General features: G+C 42.4%; 16 protein-coding genes, 2 tRNA genes and 1 pseudogene. 12 read left to right on the top strand and 7 right to left on the bottom strand.

The window, feature by feature from the left end:
• Positions 1–72: 72 nt before the first annotated feature.
• Positions 73–405, bottom strand: coding sequence for a Grx4 family monothiol glutaredoxin (locus OCU56_RS04055; protein WP_261874267.1), 333 nt, complete (start codon positions 403–405; stop codon positions 73–75).
• 343 nt (positions 406–748) lie between these two features.
• On the opposite strand from OCU56_RS04055, the gene sodB reads away from it, so the two are divergent.
• Entirely contained in the window at positions 749–1,333 is a 585-nt protein-coding gene (gene sodB, locus OCU56_RS04050) for a superoxide dismutase [Fe] (protein ID WP_261874266.1), read from the top strand.
• Positions 1,334–1,913: 580 nt separating this feature from the next.
• Here the strand turns inward: sodB and OCU56_RS04045 are convergent.
• Entirely contained in the window at positions 1,914–2,933 is a 1,020-nt protein-coding gene (locus OCU56_RS04045; RefSeq protein WP_261874265.1) for an IS110 family RNA-guided transposase, read from the bottom strand.
• A 308-nt stretch (positions 2,934–3,241) separates the two neighbouring features.
• Between OCU56_RS04045 and OCU56_RS04040 the strand changes: the two genes are divergently transcribed.
• Complete coding sequence (locus OCU56_RS04040; RefSeq protein WP_261874264.1) at positions 3,242–3,919, top strand: SDR family oxidoreductase; 678 nt, start codon at positions 3,242–3,244, stop codon at positions 3,917–3,919.
• Positions 3,920–4,054: 135 nt separating this feature from the next.
• Here the strand turns inward: OCU56_RS04040 and adhE are convergent, their stop codons facing one another.
• Positions 4,055–6,727 (bottom strand): bifunctional acetaldehyde-CoA/alcohol dehydrogenase, encoded by a 2,673-nt coding sequence (gene adhE / locus OCU56_RS04035; RefSeq protein WP_261874263.1) that lies wholly within the window; start codon positions 6,725–6,727, stop codon positions 4,055–4,057.
• Between the two features lie 599 nt (positions 6,728–7,326).
• On the opposite strand from adhE, the gene OCU56_RS04030 reads away from it, so the two are divergent.
• Both OCU56_RS04030 and OCU56_RS04025 read left to right on the top strand, forming a co-directional pair.
• A complete protein-coding gene (locus tag OCU56_RS04030) occupies positions 7,327–7,968 on the top strand; it encodes a YchE family NAAT transporter (RefSeq protein ID WP_261874262.1) in 642 nt (213 codons plus the stop codon).
• A gap of 109 nt (positions 7,969–8,077) precedes the next feature.
• Positions 8,078–8,965: an ion transporter gene (locus OCU56_RS04025; RefSeq protein WP_261874261.1), complete on the top strand. Its 888-nt coding sequence runs from the start codon at positions 8,078–8,080 to the stop codon at positions 8,963–8,965.
• A gap of 206 nt (positions 8,966–9,171) precedes the next feature.
• Here OCU56_RS04025 and asd read toward each other — a convergent pair whose 3' ends face one another.
• The gene (gene asd / locus OCU56_RS04020) at positions 9,172–10,290 is read right to left on the bottom strand and encodes an aspartate-semialdehyde dehydrogenase (RefSeq protein WP_261874770.1); all 1,119 of its coding nucleotides are present in this window, start codon (positions 10,288–10,290) and stop codon (positions 9,172–9,174) included.
• 184 nt (positions 10,291–10,474) lie between these two features.
• Positions 10,475–11,476, bottom strand: a complete 1,002-nt coding sequence (gene yejK, locus OCU56_RS04015) for a nucleoid-associated protein YejK (protein WP_261874260.1) — start codon at positions 11,474–11,476, stop codon at positions 10,475–10,477.
• An 84-nt stretch (positions 11,477–11,560) separates the two neighbouring features.
• Between yejK and OCU56_RS04010 the strand changes: the two genes are divergently transcribed.
• The 6 genes from OCU56_RS04010 to OCU56_RS03985 all read left to right on the top strand — a co-directional run bounded on the left by OCU56_RS04010 (position 11,561) and on the right by OCU56_RS03985 (position 15,255).
• The gene (locus OCU56_RS04010) at positions 11,561–11,776 is read left to right on the top strand and encodes a YejL family protein (protein ID WP_261874259.1); all 216 of its coding nucleotides are present in this window, start codon (positions 11,561–11,563) and stop codon (positions 11,774–11,776) included.
• A 25-nt stretch (positions 11,777–11,801) separates the two neighbouring features.
• Entirely contained in the window at positions 11,802–13,601 is a 1,800-nt protein-coding gene (locus tag OCU56_RS04005; protein ID WP_261874258.1) for a DUF3413 domain-containing protein, read from the top strand.
• Positions 13,602–13,678 (top strand) — tRNA-Pro (locus tag OCU56_RS04000). It abuts the gene before it with no gap.
• Positions 13,679–13,954: 276 nt separating this feature from the next.
• A tRNA-Ser gene (locus OCU56_RS03995) sits at positions 13,955–14,045 on the top strand.
• A 79-nt stretch (positions 14,046–14,124) separates the two neighbouring features.
• Entirely contained in the window at positions 14,125–14,511 is a 387-nt protein-coding gene (locus tag OCU56_RS03990) for a hypothetical protein (RefSeq protein ID WP_261874257.1), read from the top strand.
• Positions 14,512–14,574: 63 nt separating this feature from the next.
• Entirely contained in the window at positions 14,575–15,255 is a 681-nt protein-coding gene (locus tag OCU56_RS03985) for an IS1/IS1595 family N-terminal zinc-binding domain-containing protein (protein ID WP_261874256.1), read from the top strand.
• Positions 15,256–15,262: 7 nt separating this feature from the next.
• Here OCU56_RS03985 and OCU56_RS03980 read toward each other — a convergent pair whose 3' ends face one another.
• A complete protein-coding gene (locus OCU56_RS03980; RefSeq protein WP_068696674.1) occupies positions 15,263–15,538 on the bottom strand; it encodes a putative quinol monooxygenase in 276 nt (91 codons plus the stop codon).
• Positions 15,539–15,848: 310 nt separating this feature from the next.
• On the opposite strand from OCU56_RS03980, the gene OCU56_RS03975 reads away from it, so the two are divergent.
• Both OCU56_RS03975 and OCU56_RS03970 read left to right on the top strand, forming a co-directional pair.
• Positions 15,849–16,166, top strand: a complete 318-nt coding sequence (locus OCU56_RS03975) for a helix-turn-helix domain-containing protein (protein WP_261874255.1) — start codon at positions 15,849–15,851, stop codon at positions 16,164–16,166.
• Between the two features lie 13 nt (positions 16,167–16,179).
• The gene (locus OCU56_RS03970) at positions 16,180–17,421 is read left to right on the top strand and encodes a type II toxin-antitoxin system HipA family toxin (RefSeq protein ID WP_261874254.1); all 1,242 of its coding nucleotides are present in this window, start codon (positions 16,180–16,182) and stop codon (positions 17,419–17,421) included.
• 1,706 nt (positions 17,422–19,127) lie between these two features.
• On the opposite strand, the pseudogene OCU56_RS03965 reads toward OCU56_RS03970, so the two are convergent.
• Positions 19,128–19,523, bottom strand: a pseudogene (locus OCU56_RS03965) (group II intron maturase-specific domain-containing protein); the annotation flags it as partial.
• Between the last annotated feature and the right edge of the window lie 423 nt (positions 19,524–19,946).

The raw sequence follows: 19,946 nt of genomic DNA, 5'->3' as shown, positions 1-19,946 counted from the left end.
TTCATTAAAAAGGCTTCCCTAGGGAAGCCTTTTTTCGTTTACTGCCAAGCTCTTAGAGCCTAGTGCACCCGCTTACTCTTCGCTTGCTGAACGCGCAGCCGCTTCTTTAATAAGGGGTTGCAGTTCACCTTTCTGGAACATTTCGATGATAATGTCACAACCACCAATCAGCTCGCCTTCTATCCACAATTGAGGGAATGTTGGCCATTGAGCATAAGCTGGGAGCTCGGCACGGATGTCTGGATTTTGCAGAATATCCACATAGGCAAACTTCTCACCACAAGCCATTAGCGCTTGAGATGCTTGAGATGAAAATCCACAGCTAGGAAGCTTAGGTGAGCCTTTCATATATAGAAGAATGGTGTTTTGTTCGATCTGCTGTTTAATTTTATCTAGGGTTTCCATATCGGTCCTCGGATCCTTGTACTCTTTATAATATCGTGCCATTTTACCTGACTAGTTTAGAATAAAAACCATAATATAATTAAGGTTATTGTTGCAGATTTACACAATTGTTGGCATAAACACATGCAATAGGTTATCAAATATTATAAATTTGTTGCCTAACCTTTTATTAATGGCAAAAATTGATAGAATGCATTCGAAATCAAATAACTAATTTGCACTACACGTCGTTCTAACGACACCGTTGTCACCTATCTTTGTTAGGATTGTCGCCTTAGCAAAGGCAAATTATTTTCACACTGGAAGCTTAGGGCTTAGCCCCCATAAATGGAGAACCGAGCAAATGGCATTTGAATTACCAGCTCTTCCTTACGCAAAAGACGCACTACTACCACACATCTCTGCTGAGACTCTAGAATTTCACCACGGCAAGCACCATAACACTTACGTTGTTAAGCTAAACGGTCTTATCCCTGGTACTGAGTTTGAAGGTAAAACATTAGAAGAGATCGTTAAAACCTCTACTGGTGGTGTATTTAACAACGCAGCACAAATTTGGAACCACACTTTCTACTGGCACTGTCTAGCGCCAAAAGCAGGTGGTGAACCAACAGGCGCGGTAGCCGATGCTATCAACACAGCGTTTGGTTCTTTTGAAGAATTTAAAGCAAAATTCACTGACTCTGCGATTAACAACTTTGGCTCTTCTTGGACTTGGCTTGTTAAAAAGGCTGACGGTTCACTAGACATCGTTAACACTTCAAATGCAGCAACTCCTCTAACAGAAGAAGGCGTTACACCACTTCTTACTGTCGACCTATGGGAACACGCTTACTACATTGATTACCGTAACGTTCGTCCAGAATACATGAATGGTTTCTGGGCTCTTGTTAACTGGGAATTCGTTGCAGAGAATCTAGCTAAATAATACGTTCATAGTTTATTGAATAATGAGGGTAGCCACTACTGGCTGCCCTCTTTTCGTTCACTATGATCCCCTTTACAAAAGTCCTTCCTTTTTGTGTCCTAGCTAACAATAAACTGTGAGCTACCCCTTAATTTAGTAATGCACACAAAGTAACCACAACAAACCACCCTATAACTCACCTCTTATTCACTATATTTATATCAGTCCTTTGCTATTGATAGGACTCGCAATCTTAATTAGTAATTGAAACCTAAACAGACTAGGCATCACACAGGCAAAGCGTCATTAAAAAGGCATTTGTAGTGCCAAGGTAATACCATATATGGACCCTCTCTTATTGCAAGAGACAACTATGATAATTTCTGATACTCAATTGCTCCCATATATTCGGCTTTGGGTATCAGGTTCACCCGCCATGATGGATATCCGAACCTAGTTATCATATCAATCGGCACGGCTTCAAAGAGCCTTTGGTATTAACTGATTTGAACTAGGTGGTTATGAGCCTTCAATCATCATATTGTTTCTTTAGCAATTTGTTGAAAAGGTTCTTCTAGTTTTTGTTACTACGCTACTATAGCTAGGCTGCTTGAATTTTGTAGTCTTCTTGTTTTACGATCATTGCCCAAGCCATTCTGGCCATCTTATTCGCGAGCGCCACACAAGCTTTATTGAATCCGGCTCGAGATTCTAAATTCACCGCCCAAACACTGAGTTTGTCATCTTTATTTTTGGCATGCTTCAAAGCGCTTCTCGCTCCATTGATAAGTTGAGTTCGTAAGTAGGTATTTCCTCGCTTACTTATTCCTAATAAGCGAGCTTTATCACCTGTAGAGTGCTGTTTTGGCACCAGACCACACCAGGCAGAAAAATGGCGACCATTTTTGAAATTCTTACCGTCACCAAGAGCCACCCAGAGAATGCTCGAAATTAATGGCCCAACTCCTGTCATAGTTTGAAGCTTTTGACACTGTTGGTTCTCTCGAGCCTGCTGAACAAAAAGCTTATCGATGTTTTTTATTTTGTCGCTCCAAGTAATGAGTTCATTATTAAGCTCATCGAGCATGATTCGAACAAGAGTGCTCAGCTCATTCTCTGAATCTTCTAAAACAAAAGGCAAGGCTTTTCTTAGAGAAGAGATGCCTCTGGGGATGACGACTCCATACTCAGCTAAGAGACCTCGAATCTGATTGCCTAACGCGGTTCTTTGCTTCACATATCGCTCCCTCACTCGATGTAGCAGTTGTGCATCTTGCTGCTCAATACTTTTCGGCGGAACCGTTCTCACATCTTCGCGTTGTGCAACATCAGCAAGCGCTTCTGCATCATTGAAATCATTTTTGTTGCCAATACGATGCTGAGCAACATATTGCGGTGCAATGATGATGACAGTATGTCCTAGTTGACTAAAAGCTCGACTCCAATAGTGGCACGCTCCACACGCTTCGATGGCAATGGTACAAGCCTCTTTATTGGCGAAGTAACTGACTAATTTATTTCGAGGCAGTTTGGCTTTTTTCAGTATTCGACCAGATGAATTTTTCTCTACAGCATGAAAAATAGATTTGGCTGTATCTAAACCGACTGTTACGCTTGTCATAGGATCCTCTCTTACTGTTATTGTTTTATCATCAATAAATATGGCTCATTTGAAGCCGATTAGGTAGAGAGGGTCCATTCCATTAATCACACTAAGTAAGTGAGCAGAAATAGCGCAGGAAAAATGCTCAAAAACAAGGCAGAATTTTTCGATAAGTCGTTATTCTACAATCAAAAATTCTAACGCAGTTATCGAGTATTTTAACAAGCTAGAATGATCAGTTATTTAGTACGATTGGTATAAGGGCTAGTTACTGATTATTTCTGTCAATATACGACAAAGCTCTATGACAATTTGGGTGGTGTACAATGAAAATTAATAATTCCGTGGTGGTGATTACCTCGGCTGGAACGGTATTAGGCAAAACACTTGCTTTGCACTTTGCTTCGCTTGGCGCAAAAGTCGTTATTACCGATAAAAGTTCATCATTACTCAAGCAAACGTATAGAGAGTGCTTACAATCGGGTTACTCAGTTTGCACTTACACCCTCACCAGTGATAGCCAACACCGTGTCGACGATATGTTTCATTATATTGAACAGTTTTATAATCAAGGGGTCGATATTTTAATTAATCATTGGGAAAACCGCCCTCTCCCCACACTCATTAGCCCATCTTCTGCCGAAGAGTTCAGCGCAAAATTCTCTATTATTGTTCAATCACTTTTCAGCTGTGGGCATGCCTGCGCTGAACAAATGCGTAAACACCACACCCAAGGTGTCATCGTCAACATTCTTACCAATGAAGGGCTTGATACACTTTTAGGCACTGAGAGTACCAGTTCTATGGTCAGCGGTTTAACTAAAAGTTGGGCAAAAGAGTTAAACCCATTTGATATTCGCGTAGGAGGGATATTGCCTAGTGTACATCACTGCCCCTTTGATGATGACTTAACAAACTTTGCCTCTATAAGAGAAGAGTTGATCCGTAACACTGAGTACATTGTGGCTAACGATTCCTTTAATGGACGCGTCATGTGTTGCTAAACACTAATGAAAAAGCCTGTCGTTTAAGCGAGTAGATGAGACTGAATAAAAAATCCCACAGCGATTTCACTGTGGGATTTTTACTGTTGCTTGATTTAAGTGAGTGCATTCGCACCCACCTAATCGGTCAACGAATTACTTTGCTTTCGCCGTCTTTTGGTCTGCTTTTTTCTTGATCACTGTCGTGCCTTCAAACGTTTCACCTTCAACGTATGGCTTGCCATAGTAAGAGGTAGTCAGCACTTCTTTAAGCTCTGTGATAAGAGGGTAGCGAGGGTTTGCACCTGTACATTGGTCATCAAACGCTTCTACTGAAAGCTCATCTAATTTTGCAATGAAATCCGCTTCGTTAACACCCGCTTCTTGGATAGATAGTGGAATATCTAGCTCTTTCTTCAACTCTTCCAGCCAAGTTAGTAGACGTTCAATCTTCTGCGCTGTACGGTCACCCGCTTGGCTTAGACCAAGGTGATCCGCCACTTCTGCGTAACGACGACGTGCTTGTGGACGGTCGTATTGAGAGAAGGCGGTTTGCTTAGTTGGGTTGTCGTTGGCGTTGTAACGAACCACGTTCGAAATCATCAATGCGTTCGCAAGACCGTGTGGCAAGTGGAACTCAGCACCGATTTTGTGAGCAATTGAGTGACACACACCAAGGAAAGACTGCGCAAACGCGATACCAGCGATAGTCGCAGCGTTATGTACTTTCTCACGAGCGATGGGGTCTGCTGCGCCATTTTTGTAGCTCGATGGTAAGTATTCTTTAAGCATCTTAAGTGCTTGCAGAGCTTGACCATCTGAATACTCATTAGCAAGAACAGAAACATAAGCTTCTAGAGCATGAGTCACTGCATCGTAACCACCAAATGCAGTCAGAGACTTAGGCATGTTCATCACTAAGTTCGCATCAACGATAGCCATATTAGGTGTTAGTTCGTAATCCGCTAATGGGTATTTAGCCCCTGTTTTGTCATCAGTGACCACCGCAAATGGCGTCACTTCAGAACCGGTACCTGAGGTGGTAGTAATACACACAAGATCCGCTTTTTCACCCATTTTAGGGAACTTGTAAATACGTTTACGGATATCCATAAAGCGCATCGCCAGTTCTTCAAAGTGAGTTTCTGGGTGCTCGTACATAACCCACATAATTTTCGCAGCATCCATCGGTGAACCACCACCAAGGGCAAGAATCACATCCGGTTGGAAGCTTTGCATTGCTGCCGCGCCTTTTTCAACCACCGATAGCGTTGGATCCGCTTCTACGTCGAAGAAGGTTTGCACTTCAATGCCTTGAGACTTAAGAATTTGTACTATGTTATCGGCATAACCGTTGTTAAATAGGAAGCGGTCCGTTACTAAGAATGCACGTTTTTTACCTTCTAAATCACCTAATGCAATGGGCAAGCTACCACGACGGAAGTAAATAGACTTAGGTAATTTGTGCCACAACATATTTTCAGCTCGCTTCGCTACAGTTTTCTTATTGATAAGGTGTTTAGGACCTACGTTCTCAGAAATAGAGTTCCCCCCCCAAGAACCGCAACCTAGAGTGAGCGAAGGGGCAACGTTGAAGTTGTAAAGATCGCCAATACCACCGTGTGTTGATGGGATATTGATCAAAATACGTGCTGTTTTTAGTTTATTGCCAAAGTAACGAATACGGTCGGCGTTTGTGTCTTGGTCAGTGTAAAGGCCAGATGTGTGACCGATACCGCCAATTTCTACCATAGTTTCCGCTTGTTCTACCGCATCTTCAAAGTTATCTGCGCGGAATAAACCAAGAGTTGGAGAGAGTTTCTCATGTGCGAACTCATCGTCATAAGAGACTTTACCAAGACCTTCACCCACCAGAACTTTAGTATCCGCTGGGACTTTAACCCCCGCCATCTCAGCGATAGCTGGCGCAGGCTGACCTACGATCTTAGCGTTCAAGTTACCGTCGATAAGTAGCACTTTACGCACTTTGTTGGCGTCCGCTTTGCTTAATACGTGTGCTTTGTGCGACGCAAAACGCTCTTTAACTTCGTCATATACTTCGCTTACTACGATAGCAGCCTGCTCGGAAGCACATACCACACCGTTATCGAATGTTTTTGACATAAGAATAGAAGCCACTGCACGTTTAATGTCGGCGGTTTCATCAATAACAACCGGCACGTTACCCGCGCCAACACCGATTGCAGGTTTACCTGAAGAGTACGCGGCTTTAACCATGCCTGGACCACCAGTTGCAAGGATAAGTGCAATGCCGTCGTGCTTCATAAGGCCGTTAGAAAGCTCAACCGACGGTTGGTCAATCCAACCAATGATGTCTTTTGGAGCACCGGCTGCTACTGCAGCATCAAGAACAAGTTTAGCGGCGTCATTCGTTGAGTTTTTCGCACGTGGGTGTGGCGAAAATATAATGCCGTTACGGGTTTTAAGTGAGATTAGAGATTTGAAAATAGCGGTAGAGGTTGGGTTGGTCGTTGGAACGATACCACAAATAATACCTACGGGTTCTGCGATGGTCATAGTGCCTAGGTTGTCATCTTCATCTAAGATGCCACAGGTCTTTTCATCTTTATATTTGTTGTAGATAAACTCAGATGCAAAGTGGTTTTTGATAACTTTGTCTTCGACAATCCCCATTCCAGATTCTGCCACAGCTTGCTGAGCCAGAGGAATACGTGCTTGGTTAGCGGCTAAAGAAGCTGCACGAAAAATTGCGTCCACTTGCTGTTGTGAAAACGTAGCAAATTCTTCTTGAGCTGCTTTAACTCGTGCTACCAGAGCGTCTAGTTCCGCCATATTAGTTACAGGCATAGTTGTCTCCCAGATATTTAAAATTAAAAACTTTTTAATAAGGTTTGTTACGTGATTTGTTACGTAAAAACGCATCTTAGTAAATAGCTTTCACAATCGAGTATATTATTTCACTGCGCGAAAAAAATTGACTCAGATCACTTAGCGAAAAAGAAATACCACGAAAAATGTATTAGATTAGCTAAGCCTAAAAAGCATATTGTATTACAAATAAACCTTTATTCACTGTCTGAGTTGCGAATAAATAACCGTATTTGCTCACTAATAATGGCAATGCTGATGGTTCACCCTGCCCTTCTGTTCACCACACATTGCGTGCCAGAACCTAGTATAGACACTGTATAATGCACAACAAGCTAAATTTTCAGCACAAATAGCACATTATTGACACAACTTATCATGGGAGTGTCATAACCATAATAACCCTATACCTACCGCAATCCATCCTTACAATTTTGCATTAGAAATTCTAATGCGAAAAACATTGCCTTAAAAAATCTCAGGTCAATAACAGCAACTTTCACTAGCGTAAAATCGCTTCCTTTATTAAAGTAGCGCGACACGCCACTCACACCCTGTTTTTTATTTAAGGTTTGTTAATGCAAGGTATCGAAATCGCTGTATATTTACAGTTTTTTGTTGGCTTATTTGCCATCGTCAACCCAGTAGGCATCATGCCGATTTTTGTCTCGTTGACGAGCCATCTCACACCGGAAGAACGCATCAAAACCGCATCGACAGCCAACATCGCCGTCGCCGTTATTTTGATTGTGTCTTTATTTGCTGGGCAAATGTTGTTGGATATGTTCAGTATTTCTCTTGATTCGTTTCGAATCGCGGGGGGACTGTTGTTAGTCAGCATTGCTTTTTCAATGATGAACGGACAACTCGGTGAACAAAAACAAAACAAGCAAGAAAAAGCAGAAAGCATCAGTAAAGAGCAAGTGGGCGTGGTGCCTCTTGCCATGCCATTGATGGCAGGACCTGGGGCGATAAGTTCAACCATAGTATTTGGCTCAAACCACAGTGGCCCAGTAGATTATTTTGCGGTGACGATTACCGTTGTCGTGTTCTCGTTTTGTTGTTGGGGACTGTTTCGCTCTGCGCCTCTCATCGTACGTTTTTTAGGCCAAACAGGGATTAACGTCATTACTCGTATTATGGGTTTGATACTTGGCTCTCTAGGAATTGAGTTTATTGCCGGTGGTATTGGCGCCCTATTCCCAGGTTTAATGCAGTAGCAGGCTTTTTAGCGCTTTTATCGCGCCAATAAGGCGCAACTCTGCTTTTTCAATACAAGTTTTAGCTACGTGCTATCCTATTGTTATTGCTGATTTAAGTAGAATGAATATGTCACACCTCGAACACAGCCTACGCCACAAACTGTATGTGATCATCTTTCGAACCGACACCGCACTTGGACGTTGGTTCGATATCTGTCTCATTGTGTCTATTCTTGCCTCGTTACTGGTGTTAATTTTAGGCTCTGTGGAATCGGTCAATGAGCGATGGTTTAGCCAACTCGCCTATCTTGAGTTGCTGTTCACCCTCTTATTTACCATTGAATACCTCCTGCGTCTGTATTGCTCACCGAAACCTTGGGCGTACGCTAAAAGCTTTTATGGCTTTGTTGATTTAATGGCTATCCTGCCCTTCTATATCGCTCTATTAGTGCCTAACGCTCATTTTCTAGGAGTAGTGCGACTATTGCGGGTGATGCGCATTTTTCGAATCCTAAAATTGGTGCAATACATTCAAGATTCAAATGTCATTATGCGTTCTTTATGGAACTCTCGACGTAAGATTTTTGTTTTCTTCAGTATGGTCGCTATCTTAGTGACGATTTTCGGCTCACTGCTGTATGTTATAGAAGGTCCTGAAAACGGCTTTACCAGCATCCCTACAAGCATTTATTGGGCCATTGTCACCATCACCACCGTTGGCTATGGTGATATATCCCCCGTCACCACGCTAGGGCGCGCCATCGCATCATTAACCATGCTATTGGGTTATTCTATATTGGCAGTGCCCACTGGCATTATCACCGCCGAAATGAGCCAAGAAGTAAAGCAGCAGAAGAGAACCTATTATGAACATCGCAATTTGGTGATGTGCCCTAACTGCATGAAAAATGGCCATGAACCCGACGCTTTTCATTGCAAGCATTGCGGTAGCGAACTCCCCGACCATGAGCAGCGTGTGGTAAAGATTACTGACCATCATTCAGATTATGACTGATACCATATATGGCTCCTCTCTTACTGTTATTGTTTTATCATCAATAAATATGGATCATTTGAAGCCGATTAGGTAGAGAGGGGCCATTCCATTAATCACACTAAGTAAGTGTTCAAAAATAGCTTGGTATGACCTAGCACAGCTGGGGATTTACCCCTAATAACAAAAAAGCGCCCTAAGGCGCTTTTTAACAACATGCTGGGTGTTTATTGTTTTTCTTGCAGGATAATACGCAACGTACGGCGAAGTGGCTCTGCCGCCCCCCACAACAACTGATCCCCAACCGTAAAGGCATTTAGGAAGTCATCCCCCATAGCCATTTTACGCAAGCGACCCACAGGAACAGACATGGTTCCAGTTACTTTAGCCGGTGTCAGCTCTTGAGCGCTAATATCACGCTCATTTGGAATCACTTTAACCCAATCGTTATGGGTGGCGATGATCTCTTCAATCTCGTCCATAGGTACGTTTTGCTTCAGTTTAATGGTTAGCGCTTGTGCGTGACAACGCATTGCACCGATACGAACGCAAGTGCCATCAATAGCAATAGGGTTACCATCTAGCCCTAAAATCTTGTTCGCTTCAACGCCGGCTTTCCATTCTTCTTTACTTTGTCCATTATCACGCTTCACATCAATCCAAGGGATCAATGAGCCCGCCAATGGCGCACCAAACTGTTGAGTTGGGAAGGCATCCGAACGAATGGTTTCTGCTACTTTACGATCAATATCTAGGATAGAGGACGCAGGATCGGCAAGCTCAGTCGCCACCGACTGTTGTACCACACCCATTTGTGAGATAAGTTCACGCATATTCTTCGCACCTGCACCCGATGCGGCTTGATAGGTCATGGCACTCATCCATTCAACAAGGCCTTTCTCATAAAGCCCACCTAAAGCCATAAGCATCAAGCTCACTGTACAGTTACCACCCACAAAGGTAGATGTGCCAGAGTGAATACCTTGTTGGATTTGCGCTAAGTTTACCGGATCCAGAGTGATGATAGCGTTTTTGTCCATGCGTAACGTAGAAGCGGCGTCAATCCAGTAACCTTTCCAACCCGCTTGTTTTAATGCTGGATACACTTTTTCGGTATAGCTGCCACCTTGACAAGTCACAATAGCATCAAGCTGTTTTAGGCTTTCAATGTCAAAAGCATCTTGCAACATACCCGCGTCTTTACCAGCATAAACTGGTGCAGGGATACCCACTTGAGAAGTGCTGAAAAAGACCGGCTCGATTAAATCAAAATCACCTTCTTCGACCATTCGTTGCATTAAAACTGAGCCAACCATACCACGCCAGCCGACTAAACCTACTCGCATCATCTCTTACTCCATGTAATTTTAGGGGATTATCACTGAAAAAAGGGCATCAGTGATTCATCAAATATCTTTGATACCTTTCATAGTTAAAAAAGTTGAAGCGAATGACAAGAATTTTCATGCGTTCAGCCAAAAAAAAACGCAATCATCAAGATTGCGCTCTCATAAAGTCCTGTTTTTAGCCTTAACCTTTGCGGGTTAACTGATCTCTCAGGTTCGGTGGCGTGCCTTTAATGGTTAATGTATCGGTTTCAGGATCATAAAAAATACGTTCCCCTAGCAACATGGCATCAAAACTCACATTAAGACCACCACCAGCGCCAACAAATTTAGTTAACTTGCGTACTGCAGCTCGATCTCCCGGAAAGCTCTCTTCAAGGTCATAGCCTTGCTCTTGAGTAAACTCGACAAAGCTGGTGCCATCTTCACTTTTTGGCAGCTCTTGAGACAGTTCGCGCACTTCAACTTCATCGCCACTTTTTATTTGCTCAGAACAGTAATCGGCCACTTGTTTGCGATAGGAATTAGCGTCGTCTTTCTCCAGTTTGGCATCCGCGACAAAATCATCCACCGCTTGCATCAAAACTAAATTTTGTTGTTTCGTATCTAAACCAGTTTCTGCTTGCAAAAAGTCCAAAAAGAAATCCGACACTTTACGCCCTACTCGTCCCTTAATGAACGTAAGATAACGATTTGAGTCGCTGTCTGTTTGATAAGTGGATAAGTCGATACGCGCCGCAATATCCATTTTTGAGATATCGAGATAATCGGTAGCACTAATTTCCAGCCCTTCCGTAATCTTTAAACTTTCATTAGATGGCAGTAGCGCAATAAACAAACAGTCTGTGGCAAGGGACTGATATCGGGCCAAAACTAAAAAGCCTTCTTCAGCAAATGAGTATTTGCTGATTTCTGCCACCAGCCTCTTGGCACTATTTTGTGAGAAAGTGTAAAAGTCTTGTTCTTCAGCAAGCGCGCTGTCTAGCCATAGCTTAAACTCACTCTCATCAGAGAAGGTACCAAAGCCTTTACCTGCTTTAGCATTGAACACACGATGCAGCTCGGCAACCAAACTTTCAGTGGCGGCATCATTCGCTAACGCGGTTTCTCGATAGTTAACAACTAGCTGTTGATCGGAATCTTTAACTAATTGATGCAAAATAACATTGGATAATTGTAAACTCATAGGAGATTTCTATCTCTTGTGATTTCAGTTGTGATTCATAGTAGGTTATCATAAGCCGTTTACACTATCATTAGCAGAGTAACTATGCCTATTACATCCAAATACAGTGACGAAAAAATTGAAACCATGTTAGCTGAAATTGCTACCGTTCTAGAGAAGCACAAGTCCACTCCTGAACTGAGCTTGATGTTGGTTGGTAATATCGCAACAAATGTTCTAAATCAAAACGTGGCCAAGGGACAAAGAAAAGCCATAGCGAAAACTTTTTCAGATGCATTAATTGCCTCTGTTGACGACTAATAATAAATAACAAGAACGATTATTCATGGTAAATAGCGGCAACTCTTACGCAGAACGAGTATCAAGGCTGGTTAGTTGGGGACATTGGTTTAGTTTTTTCAATGTCATCATCGCTATGCTTGTTGGTACGCGTTATATCGCCGAATCTCCTTGGCCTGAAACTTTTTTAGGCCAATTATACCTAACCTCATCTTGGGTTGGCCACTTTGGCTTTTTAGTATTCGGTTTATACGTACTCTGTCTGTTCCCTCTCACCTTCATCGTCCCGAACTTTAAGCTGTTCCGGATTTTAGGTGTGCTGGCAAGTACTATAGGTTTAACAGTACTGTTACTGGATACTCAAGCGTATCAAGAACTCAACTTACACCTTAACCCCATTGTTTGGGAGTTGCTGTTAAGTGATGACAAAAATGCCATCAATGCCAAATGGCAAACTTTATTTGTTCTTGTCCCTATTATCTTTTTTGTACAGCTGGCGCTTGCAGAGTGGGTATGGCGTAAACAAAGAAAGCTCTCTCACAAGCGCATTGGTCGCCCTATTGCCGTGGTCTTTTTTGTCGGATTCATTTTTAGCCATTTAATTTATATTTGGGCTGATGCTACTTTCTACAATCCGATCACTAATCAACGAGCCAACTTTCCGCTTTCTTATCCTATGACGGCAAAAACCTTCTTGGAGCGCCAAGGTTGGTTTGATAAGCAAGAGTACCAACAACGCATTGAGCGTGGCGATGCCAGTAGCGAAGTACTTGCCTACCCTTTAGAAACGTTAAAAATAAATAACGATAAAAGCCACAACTACAATTTATTGTTAGTGATGGTAGAGGACCTTCGCGCCGACAGCGTGAATGAGCAAGCCATGCCGACGCTGAAGCAATTTGCATTAGACAATCAAAACTTTAGCCAGCACCTTAGCTCAGGAAATGATGACTCAGCCACCTTTGGCTTGTTTTATGGTATTCCTGCTACCTATTCCGCCAGTATTCGTCATTTTGAAACCGAGCCCTTGTTTATCCAACAACTGCTCTATCGAAATTATGATTTAGGATTATTTAGCGGCGATGATTTCTCATCTAATGTGTACGATGATGTGATCTTCCACGGCCATCGCGATGACCTAACCGAAGTGCACACCTCATCAGACCAAAACGCCATCAATAATTGGCAAAAATGGCTAACTGACGAAACCAATAAAAATTGGTTTAGCGTTGTACACCTTACTCAAATGCAACAATTTGAGGAGCATGTGGATGACATTTCAGGAAAAGACGCTAAAGCAGTATTGCGTAAAGCCTACAACACCACTAGCAGTAAAGTGGATCGCTCTATTGCACAAATTATCGATACCTTGCAGCAGCAACAGTTGTTGGAAAATACCGTAGTCGTCATTACCTCCGACCATGGCTGGGAATTTAACGAAACCAATAGCAACACTTGGGGTGCCAACAGCAACTACAGTAAATACCAATTGCACGTACCGATGGTAATACACTGGCCAAATAAAGAGGCCCATGAGTATAACCACACCACCAGTCACTTAGATTTATCCGTAACCTTAATGCAAGATCTACTGGGCATTACCTCCAACCCCGTTGATTTTAGTAGTGGTAAAAACTTATTTGATAGCAAAAAACGCCGTTGGACAATGGCCGGTGATGCCCGAGAATTTGCACTCATCTCCAGCAACGAAATCACCGTACTCGACCGCTATGGCAACTATAAAGTGTATGATCACAATTATCACAGACAACGGGATGTAAAACCGAAACTATCCGTTATTATGCAGGGGTTATCAGAAACCAAACGTTTCTATGAACAAAATTAACGGACTGTAGCGCAGCTTGGTAGCGCATTCGCCTGGGGGGCGAAGGGTCGCAGGTTCAAATCCTGTCAGTCCGACCAATATCTAAAAAGAGAGCTTCGGCTCTCTTTTTTATTTTGCCCCACCCTACGTAAATAACAGACATCACAAACAAGGTGGGCGATAAAACTAACTTTATAACCATGAAAACCAACAGAAAATAGACCTCATTCACCAATAACTCACCCATTAATTGAGACAAAACAGCCCTAGGCAATACTGAACACAAACTAAATACGCCATTTTGCCTAAAAACCAATCAAACAAACCGTTTAGGTCTTTACAAGCTTTCTCAAGCTTTATAATATAGCGCCCATGGAGAGATGGCTGAGTGGTCGAAAGCACTGGTCTTGAAAACCGGCAACCGTTAATAGCGGTTCTAGGGTTCAAATCCCTATCTCTCCGCCATATCTAAGCCCCTGATTTATCAGGGGCTTTTTACGTTTAGGAACTAGGGAGTCACTTCAAATCCAATGAGGTGAGTCAATTGTATCTTTATAAACATCCCAATTCGGTCTATTACACCCGAATCTGCACCCCTAAGAAGCTAGCAAAACTGGGCTTCCCATTCGACTTTAAGATAAGTCTTCGTACTAAATCTCGTCCTACAGCACTGAGACGAAACCTGGCTACTGCACCAATTGTGGTTCAATCCTTAGATAAAATGCCATTAGATAGGGAGTTCAGTAGTGAGTATCTTGGTCAATTCAAATCTGAGCTTAAAAAGCACATTGAAGAATCATGGTCATCACTCTCTAACCACCTTGATTTCAACTCAAGCTCACTAGCTAATACAGCACGCAAGGCAACCATGACCCCAAAAGAAAAAAGCAACGGGGCTCCCAAGCTATTACGCTTTCGTGTTGATCAATAGCTAGCCAGAAATGATCAAAGCCTCCAATATACTGGATGTATACGCAGTGTATTGGAGGCTTTCATGAGACAAAAATCTGTCCAGAGCAAATCTCAACCAAGAGTTCCCCGTGAGTCGCACGGTATCAATGTGAACTCATGTAGTAACACTACCTGCCAAAACTTCAACATACCTGCCAGCAACATACGTTCTGACCCGAACTACCGAATCAGTGGAACTAAGCGCAACGGTTCTTCTCTGCTTTGCAAGAAATGTAATAGCTACATGACGATTAAAAGTAACCAAGCTATCTATGAGGAAGTAGAGCGAGCCAGATACCTAACTGAAAGAGCGCAAGTCATTAGGCAGGATGGGGCTGCTTGCCATAGCCTTTCTTTTCCAAACTTCGACAAAAAGGTCTCAACTTTCCCCGATCAATATCAACGATTTGGGAAGACCTCAAAAGGTCATCAAAGATATCGATGTCGTGAATGTAGAACAACGTTTACTTCCGACTCTGAAAAGAGAAGATCACATCCAGATAGCAAATCTCACCTAAACACCACTTTATTTCGGTTAATAGTCAATGACATGAGTATTAACCGAATGATGGAAATTACAGAACTCAGTGCTCCTACGATATACCGCAAGATCGATATGTTTTATGAACGCTGTTACATCAGTAAGCGAGACAAAAAAACTGCGGCTCAAAGGCTGGGGTTGGCACGAGGTGCTGTTGAAATTAGAAAGATCCTCTACACCTAGAGTTCAGTTAATCAAAAATCTCGTAGTGTCGCTCAACATTGGCTGTAACTTGCCCCCAGTATGATTTCTTTACTCTAATCTGATGTTTATCGAAGGCTTCCCTATCGGTGAACTCTTCATAAACGTCAAATCTGTTTGGATTACCCTTGTTTTTGGTGACTTCAAATACCAAACAGCCGTCTTCTTCAAGTGTAAGCTTGGTGTGTGTTGGCAGTTCTTGCTCAACTGTTTGTAAATCATCACTCGATACTACGATGAAGCCCTTAAGTATGATTTTGGACATTTGCACTCCTTGCAATGGCGATTCAGTTAGTGTGAGCATAAATAAAAAGGGGATGTTTTACCATCCCCTAAATTCATCAACACAAAAGCGTAATAGCTTGCGGGGCTCCTCGCTTTTTACTTTGTCAGTAAAAATCAAAAGAGAAACCGCGCTTTCACAAAACACAGCTAGATGAAAGTGCAGTTTCTCATTTCAATATTGTTGGCTATCCTGTTTACTACTCTCAATTTATCGAAAACACCATTGACCCAACCACAACCATGAAACTATACTTTCACTTTCTAGCATTAAGTGAAAGCATAGTTTCATCATGGTAATTAAAAATACTCAAGCTAAGCGCGGGGCAGTAGTGTTCCCGAAGAATCTAAAAATCCTACAAGACTTGGGCGAGAACATAACATTGGCAATGAAACGCCGAGGAATAAGCCAAGACATGATGCACAAGAGAACAGGTATTTCCAAGCCGACACTGCGCAAAATAGCTAAAGGTGAGCCGTCAGTATCTATTGGCCACTATGTGAATGTGCTTGCTGTACTTGGCCTATTAGCGGATCTAGACAAAATAGCACTTGATGATGAGCTTGGTAGGAAGCTTCAAGATATAGAGTTATTAAAAAGAAAACGATAAGGGCGGCTAACGAATGGAAATCTACGTCTACGCTGATTGGATTGATACAGGGGAACCTATGATTGTAGGTATGTTGCGGTCCTCTGTGATTCGCGGTAAGGAGCATTTTAGCTTTAATTACGACGAGCAGTGGTTGGCTTCCAAGTACGTCCACCAAATCGATCCTGCGCTTCAATTGTACGTGGGGGATCAGCACGCAGAAGATGACAGAAATTTCAAAGTTTTTCTGGATTCATGCCCTGATCGCTGGGGCCGATTACTGATGCAGCGCAGAGAAGCGGTGATAGCTCGTAACGAAAAACGTAGAGCAAACAAACTGTTTGAAACAGGCTATCTATTGGGAGTACATGACTCGTTTCGTATGGGCGCTCTACGCTTTTGTACCTCACAAGATGGTCCATTCCTTGATGACAATGAAGATTTAGCCGCGCCAGCGATGACATCACTGCCAGAACTACAGCAAGCAGCAAATGGTGTAGAGGATAAACCAGATTTTGATAACCCAGATTATCTCAAATGGCTGAATATGCTTATCTCTCCGGGTTCATCACTGGGTGGCGCTCGCCCGAAAGCATCCGTGAGAGATGTTGATAACACTCTCTGGTTGGCCAAATTCCCAAGTCGTTATGATGATTATGACATCGGGCTATGGGAATTTATTGTCTACCAAATGGCTCTCGAGGCTGGTATTAATATGGCAGAATCAAAGGTACAAGCCATTGGTTCGCATCACCATATATTTCTCACCAAGCGGTTCGACCGTGAAGGTGATGGTAAAAGGCTTCATTTCACTTCAGCTATGACGCAGTTGGCGTATTTTGACGGTAATGATGACGGTGCAAGCTATCTAGAACTAGCTGAATTCCTAATCCAGAACGGCTCAAACACACAAGAAGACTTAGAGCAACTTTGGGCGCGTATGTTATTCAATATTATGGTTTCCAATAGCGACGACCATCTACGTAACCACGGTTTCATTTTTGATACGACAGGTTGGCGATTATCGCCAGCATATGACATTAACCCTACCCCGAATGCTACAGGCTTGCACCTAAACATCGATGATGTGAGCAATGCTCTTGAGGTTGAACTAGCCTATGAGGTCGCAGGTTATTTTCAGTTAGATGCTAAAAAAGCTGAGGATATTTACCAAAAAGTAGCCACTGCCATTTCACGATGGGAAGAACTGGCAAAAAAAGCAGGAATAAGAAAAGGGGAACGTGATTTACTCAGGGATTGCTTTCAAGTGCCATAGACCTTGTTTAAACCAGTTACAGAGTTCATTGCATCATAAGTAGACCCAACTTTCCTACGTGATGCGTAATCAGGTTTTAATTTGGATCTCATCAAAAATACAAAAAACGCGCTCGGATATTCAAATTCGCGTACTCAACAAAAGAAAGTAACACTCGGCATTTTTCTTTACGCACAGTTTGTGATTCATGCTCGAATATGTCATCAAACATAAGCAAAAGACGGTCAAGTCGCTTCTTACGATAAGGAGTGCCTGGCTTTATAAAGCGTGGCTCATTAATGCCTTTACTTGGCGCGTTGTGCCTTGATTCATACTACCATACTACCCACCTACTCTTGTTGTTAAATTTTCCATAGGTAGATCAATCACGGCCCATCAAATAATCCGTCAGTGTTTACTTTTATTTAAACATGGCGGTGCCATAATCGACATCACATAAACACCCTTTTCGGGGTTTCCTATCAGCCAGTTTGAGCAATGCTTTTTCGGTTAAGCGGGTTTGACATAGCAAGTCATGCGCAGGAGACTCTCACTCCTGTATCGATAAATGAATACGCCTTTTTAAACTAATGTGCTTCTCCACTAGGAAACGGTGGACTTATTGCATCCTCACATCAGGGGGGTGACCGTTCCCTTCTACTTTAAGGTCATGGGCAGTGTTGCAGCCTCGGTCGAACAAATAGCGCTGTTGGCATCAGCGTGCGGCTTATTGCATCCTCTATTTGCGTGCTATATCTATTTTGAAGTCATTGGAACTCTCTTGTGTGCATTACAACAATAACGCCTAGCACATGCTGCTTATTGTCGCGCCAAGTCTCTTTTCCATTCCGTAACTTCCGAAAACTTTACGAGTCAGTCCCATCGGAGCCTGATTCTATAAGGGGTTGTGCATCTTGTAGGGCTTCGTCTAATTTCTTTCGACAATTAGACGAAGCCTCATACTGTCATCACATTCCACCTTTACCAGTGCTGATTGCTCGCGCTTACGCGCTCCCGCACTGGTCGGTTTTAGCCTTTCCATATTTATCGCGAAAATCGAACTCTTCTTATTTGCTATTTCTAGTCAGAAGGCTGTTTCATCAAACAAAACTTATTCGCCTTACTTTACCAATGCTGATGTATCGCTCTTAGCCCATGCATTGGTTGGTTTTAGCTGTTCATTTTTTTCATGAGCTTCTTCTTATCTCTATCACTAGACCATTATAAAAACGCCTCGGCGTCATGCTATTAGGTAGGGAATGTTGAGGTGAAACACCATCGAGTCAGGTTTTTACATTGTTAAGACTGCGCCCAAGAAAAAAGCCACAACTCGGTGAGTTATGGCTTTTCAGGTTTTTTCTGGCTAAAACCGAATACAAGAAGGAAAACGTTAAAAACGCACGAGTCACTCGCCCCTCTTTTGTATTCAGTGGGAGTAATACAAACATGAGGATTAAATTTTACTGTTGAGTTCTTTTGCTGGATCATTTCTAACTAGAGGGTTTAAAACGTTCTTTGTCAGAATCATGCTTATCATCAAGTGTAAATTTTATCTAAAAACGTTAGACAAAATAGCCTAAAAATTTTGTGATTACGAAGTTAAGTTAACACGTCTCTATCGGGTGGACGACACTTGTTACCAAGTGCCGTCTCCCTAAGAACCGTACGTGCAACTTTCACTGCATACGGCTCAAGCCTCCACTAAGGCATCATTGATACCCAGCAACTTATAACGCAGTCGGGACAGGCTCTTTCCAAGAGTTACGAGCTAGCCTTTTGAGTTTTCTCTTCGCCAAGTATTCTTGGTACTGAGGGTCAAAAGGGGTCGACGCACTCCTGATTTTCACTTATCGCTCTATAGGCACTTTAGCTATTTGGAACAAATTTAAGTGACAGTCCATGTTCATAATTTTCTGCCAACCGTGAAATTGCCACTGGCCTTTACGATTAAGAAAATACTTATGAACAACCCAGTCTTTGGACTTGGTTGGATGACGCCTAACTGCCCAGTGCCATAGCGCTTGGAATAGTTTGTGGCCGACATACCCGAATACTTGTTTAGCAACACAATGGCGATAGTAATTCGCCCATCCTCTGAGTTTAGGATTTATCAACTTGATAAGGGTGTAATATTTATAAATTAGAGAATAGCGAAGATATAGGAAACTAAACCAAACTATAGACTTGATGAAGGTAATTTCAAGATATAATTGAATGTAATATGTTCTATCTATTTATACCAGTAAGCTCTAGATGCACATAACTAATACACAAGAAAATTATGTGTGACAACCTTTGAGTATTTCACTACATGTAGTTCGAATGTAACTAGCTTAGATATATTATGTTCATGATTTTTATATGTGCAAGGATGCGAGTTGTAGTGGCCAAATTCACTATGCCACTACAGGCTATACCGCAACTTATAATAAAGCCTTGGAATTGTGCAAAAAAAATCACTAAAAGTTTAGTAAGGCTACCCTCACTTACTAATTAAGCAATCCATAAATAACTACAAGTATGGTAACGCAACCTAGCACCGGTCT

Source organism: Vibrio rarus, from assembly GCF_024347075.1.
Lineage (GTDB): Bacteria > Pseudomonadota > Gammaproteobacteria > Enterobacterales > Vibrionaceae > Vibrio > Vibrio rarus.
The sequence above is the reverse complement of the archived record's forward strand: the minus strand, read 5'-3'. Positions and strand labels throughout refer to the sequence as shown.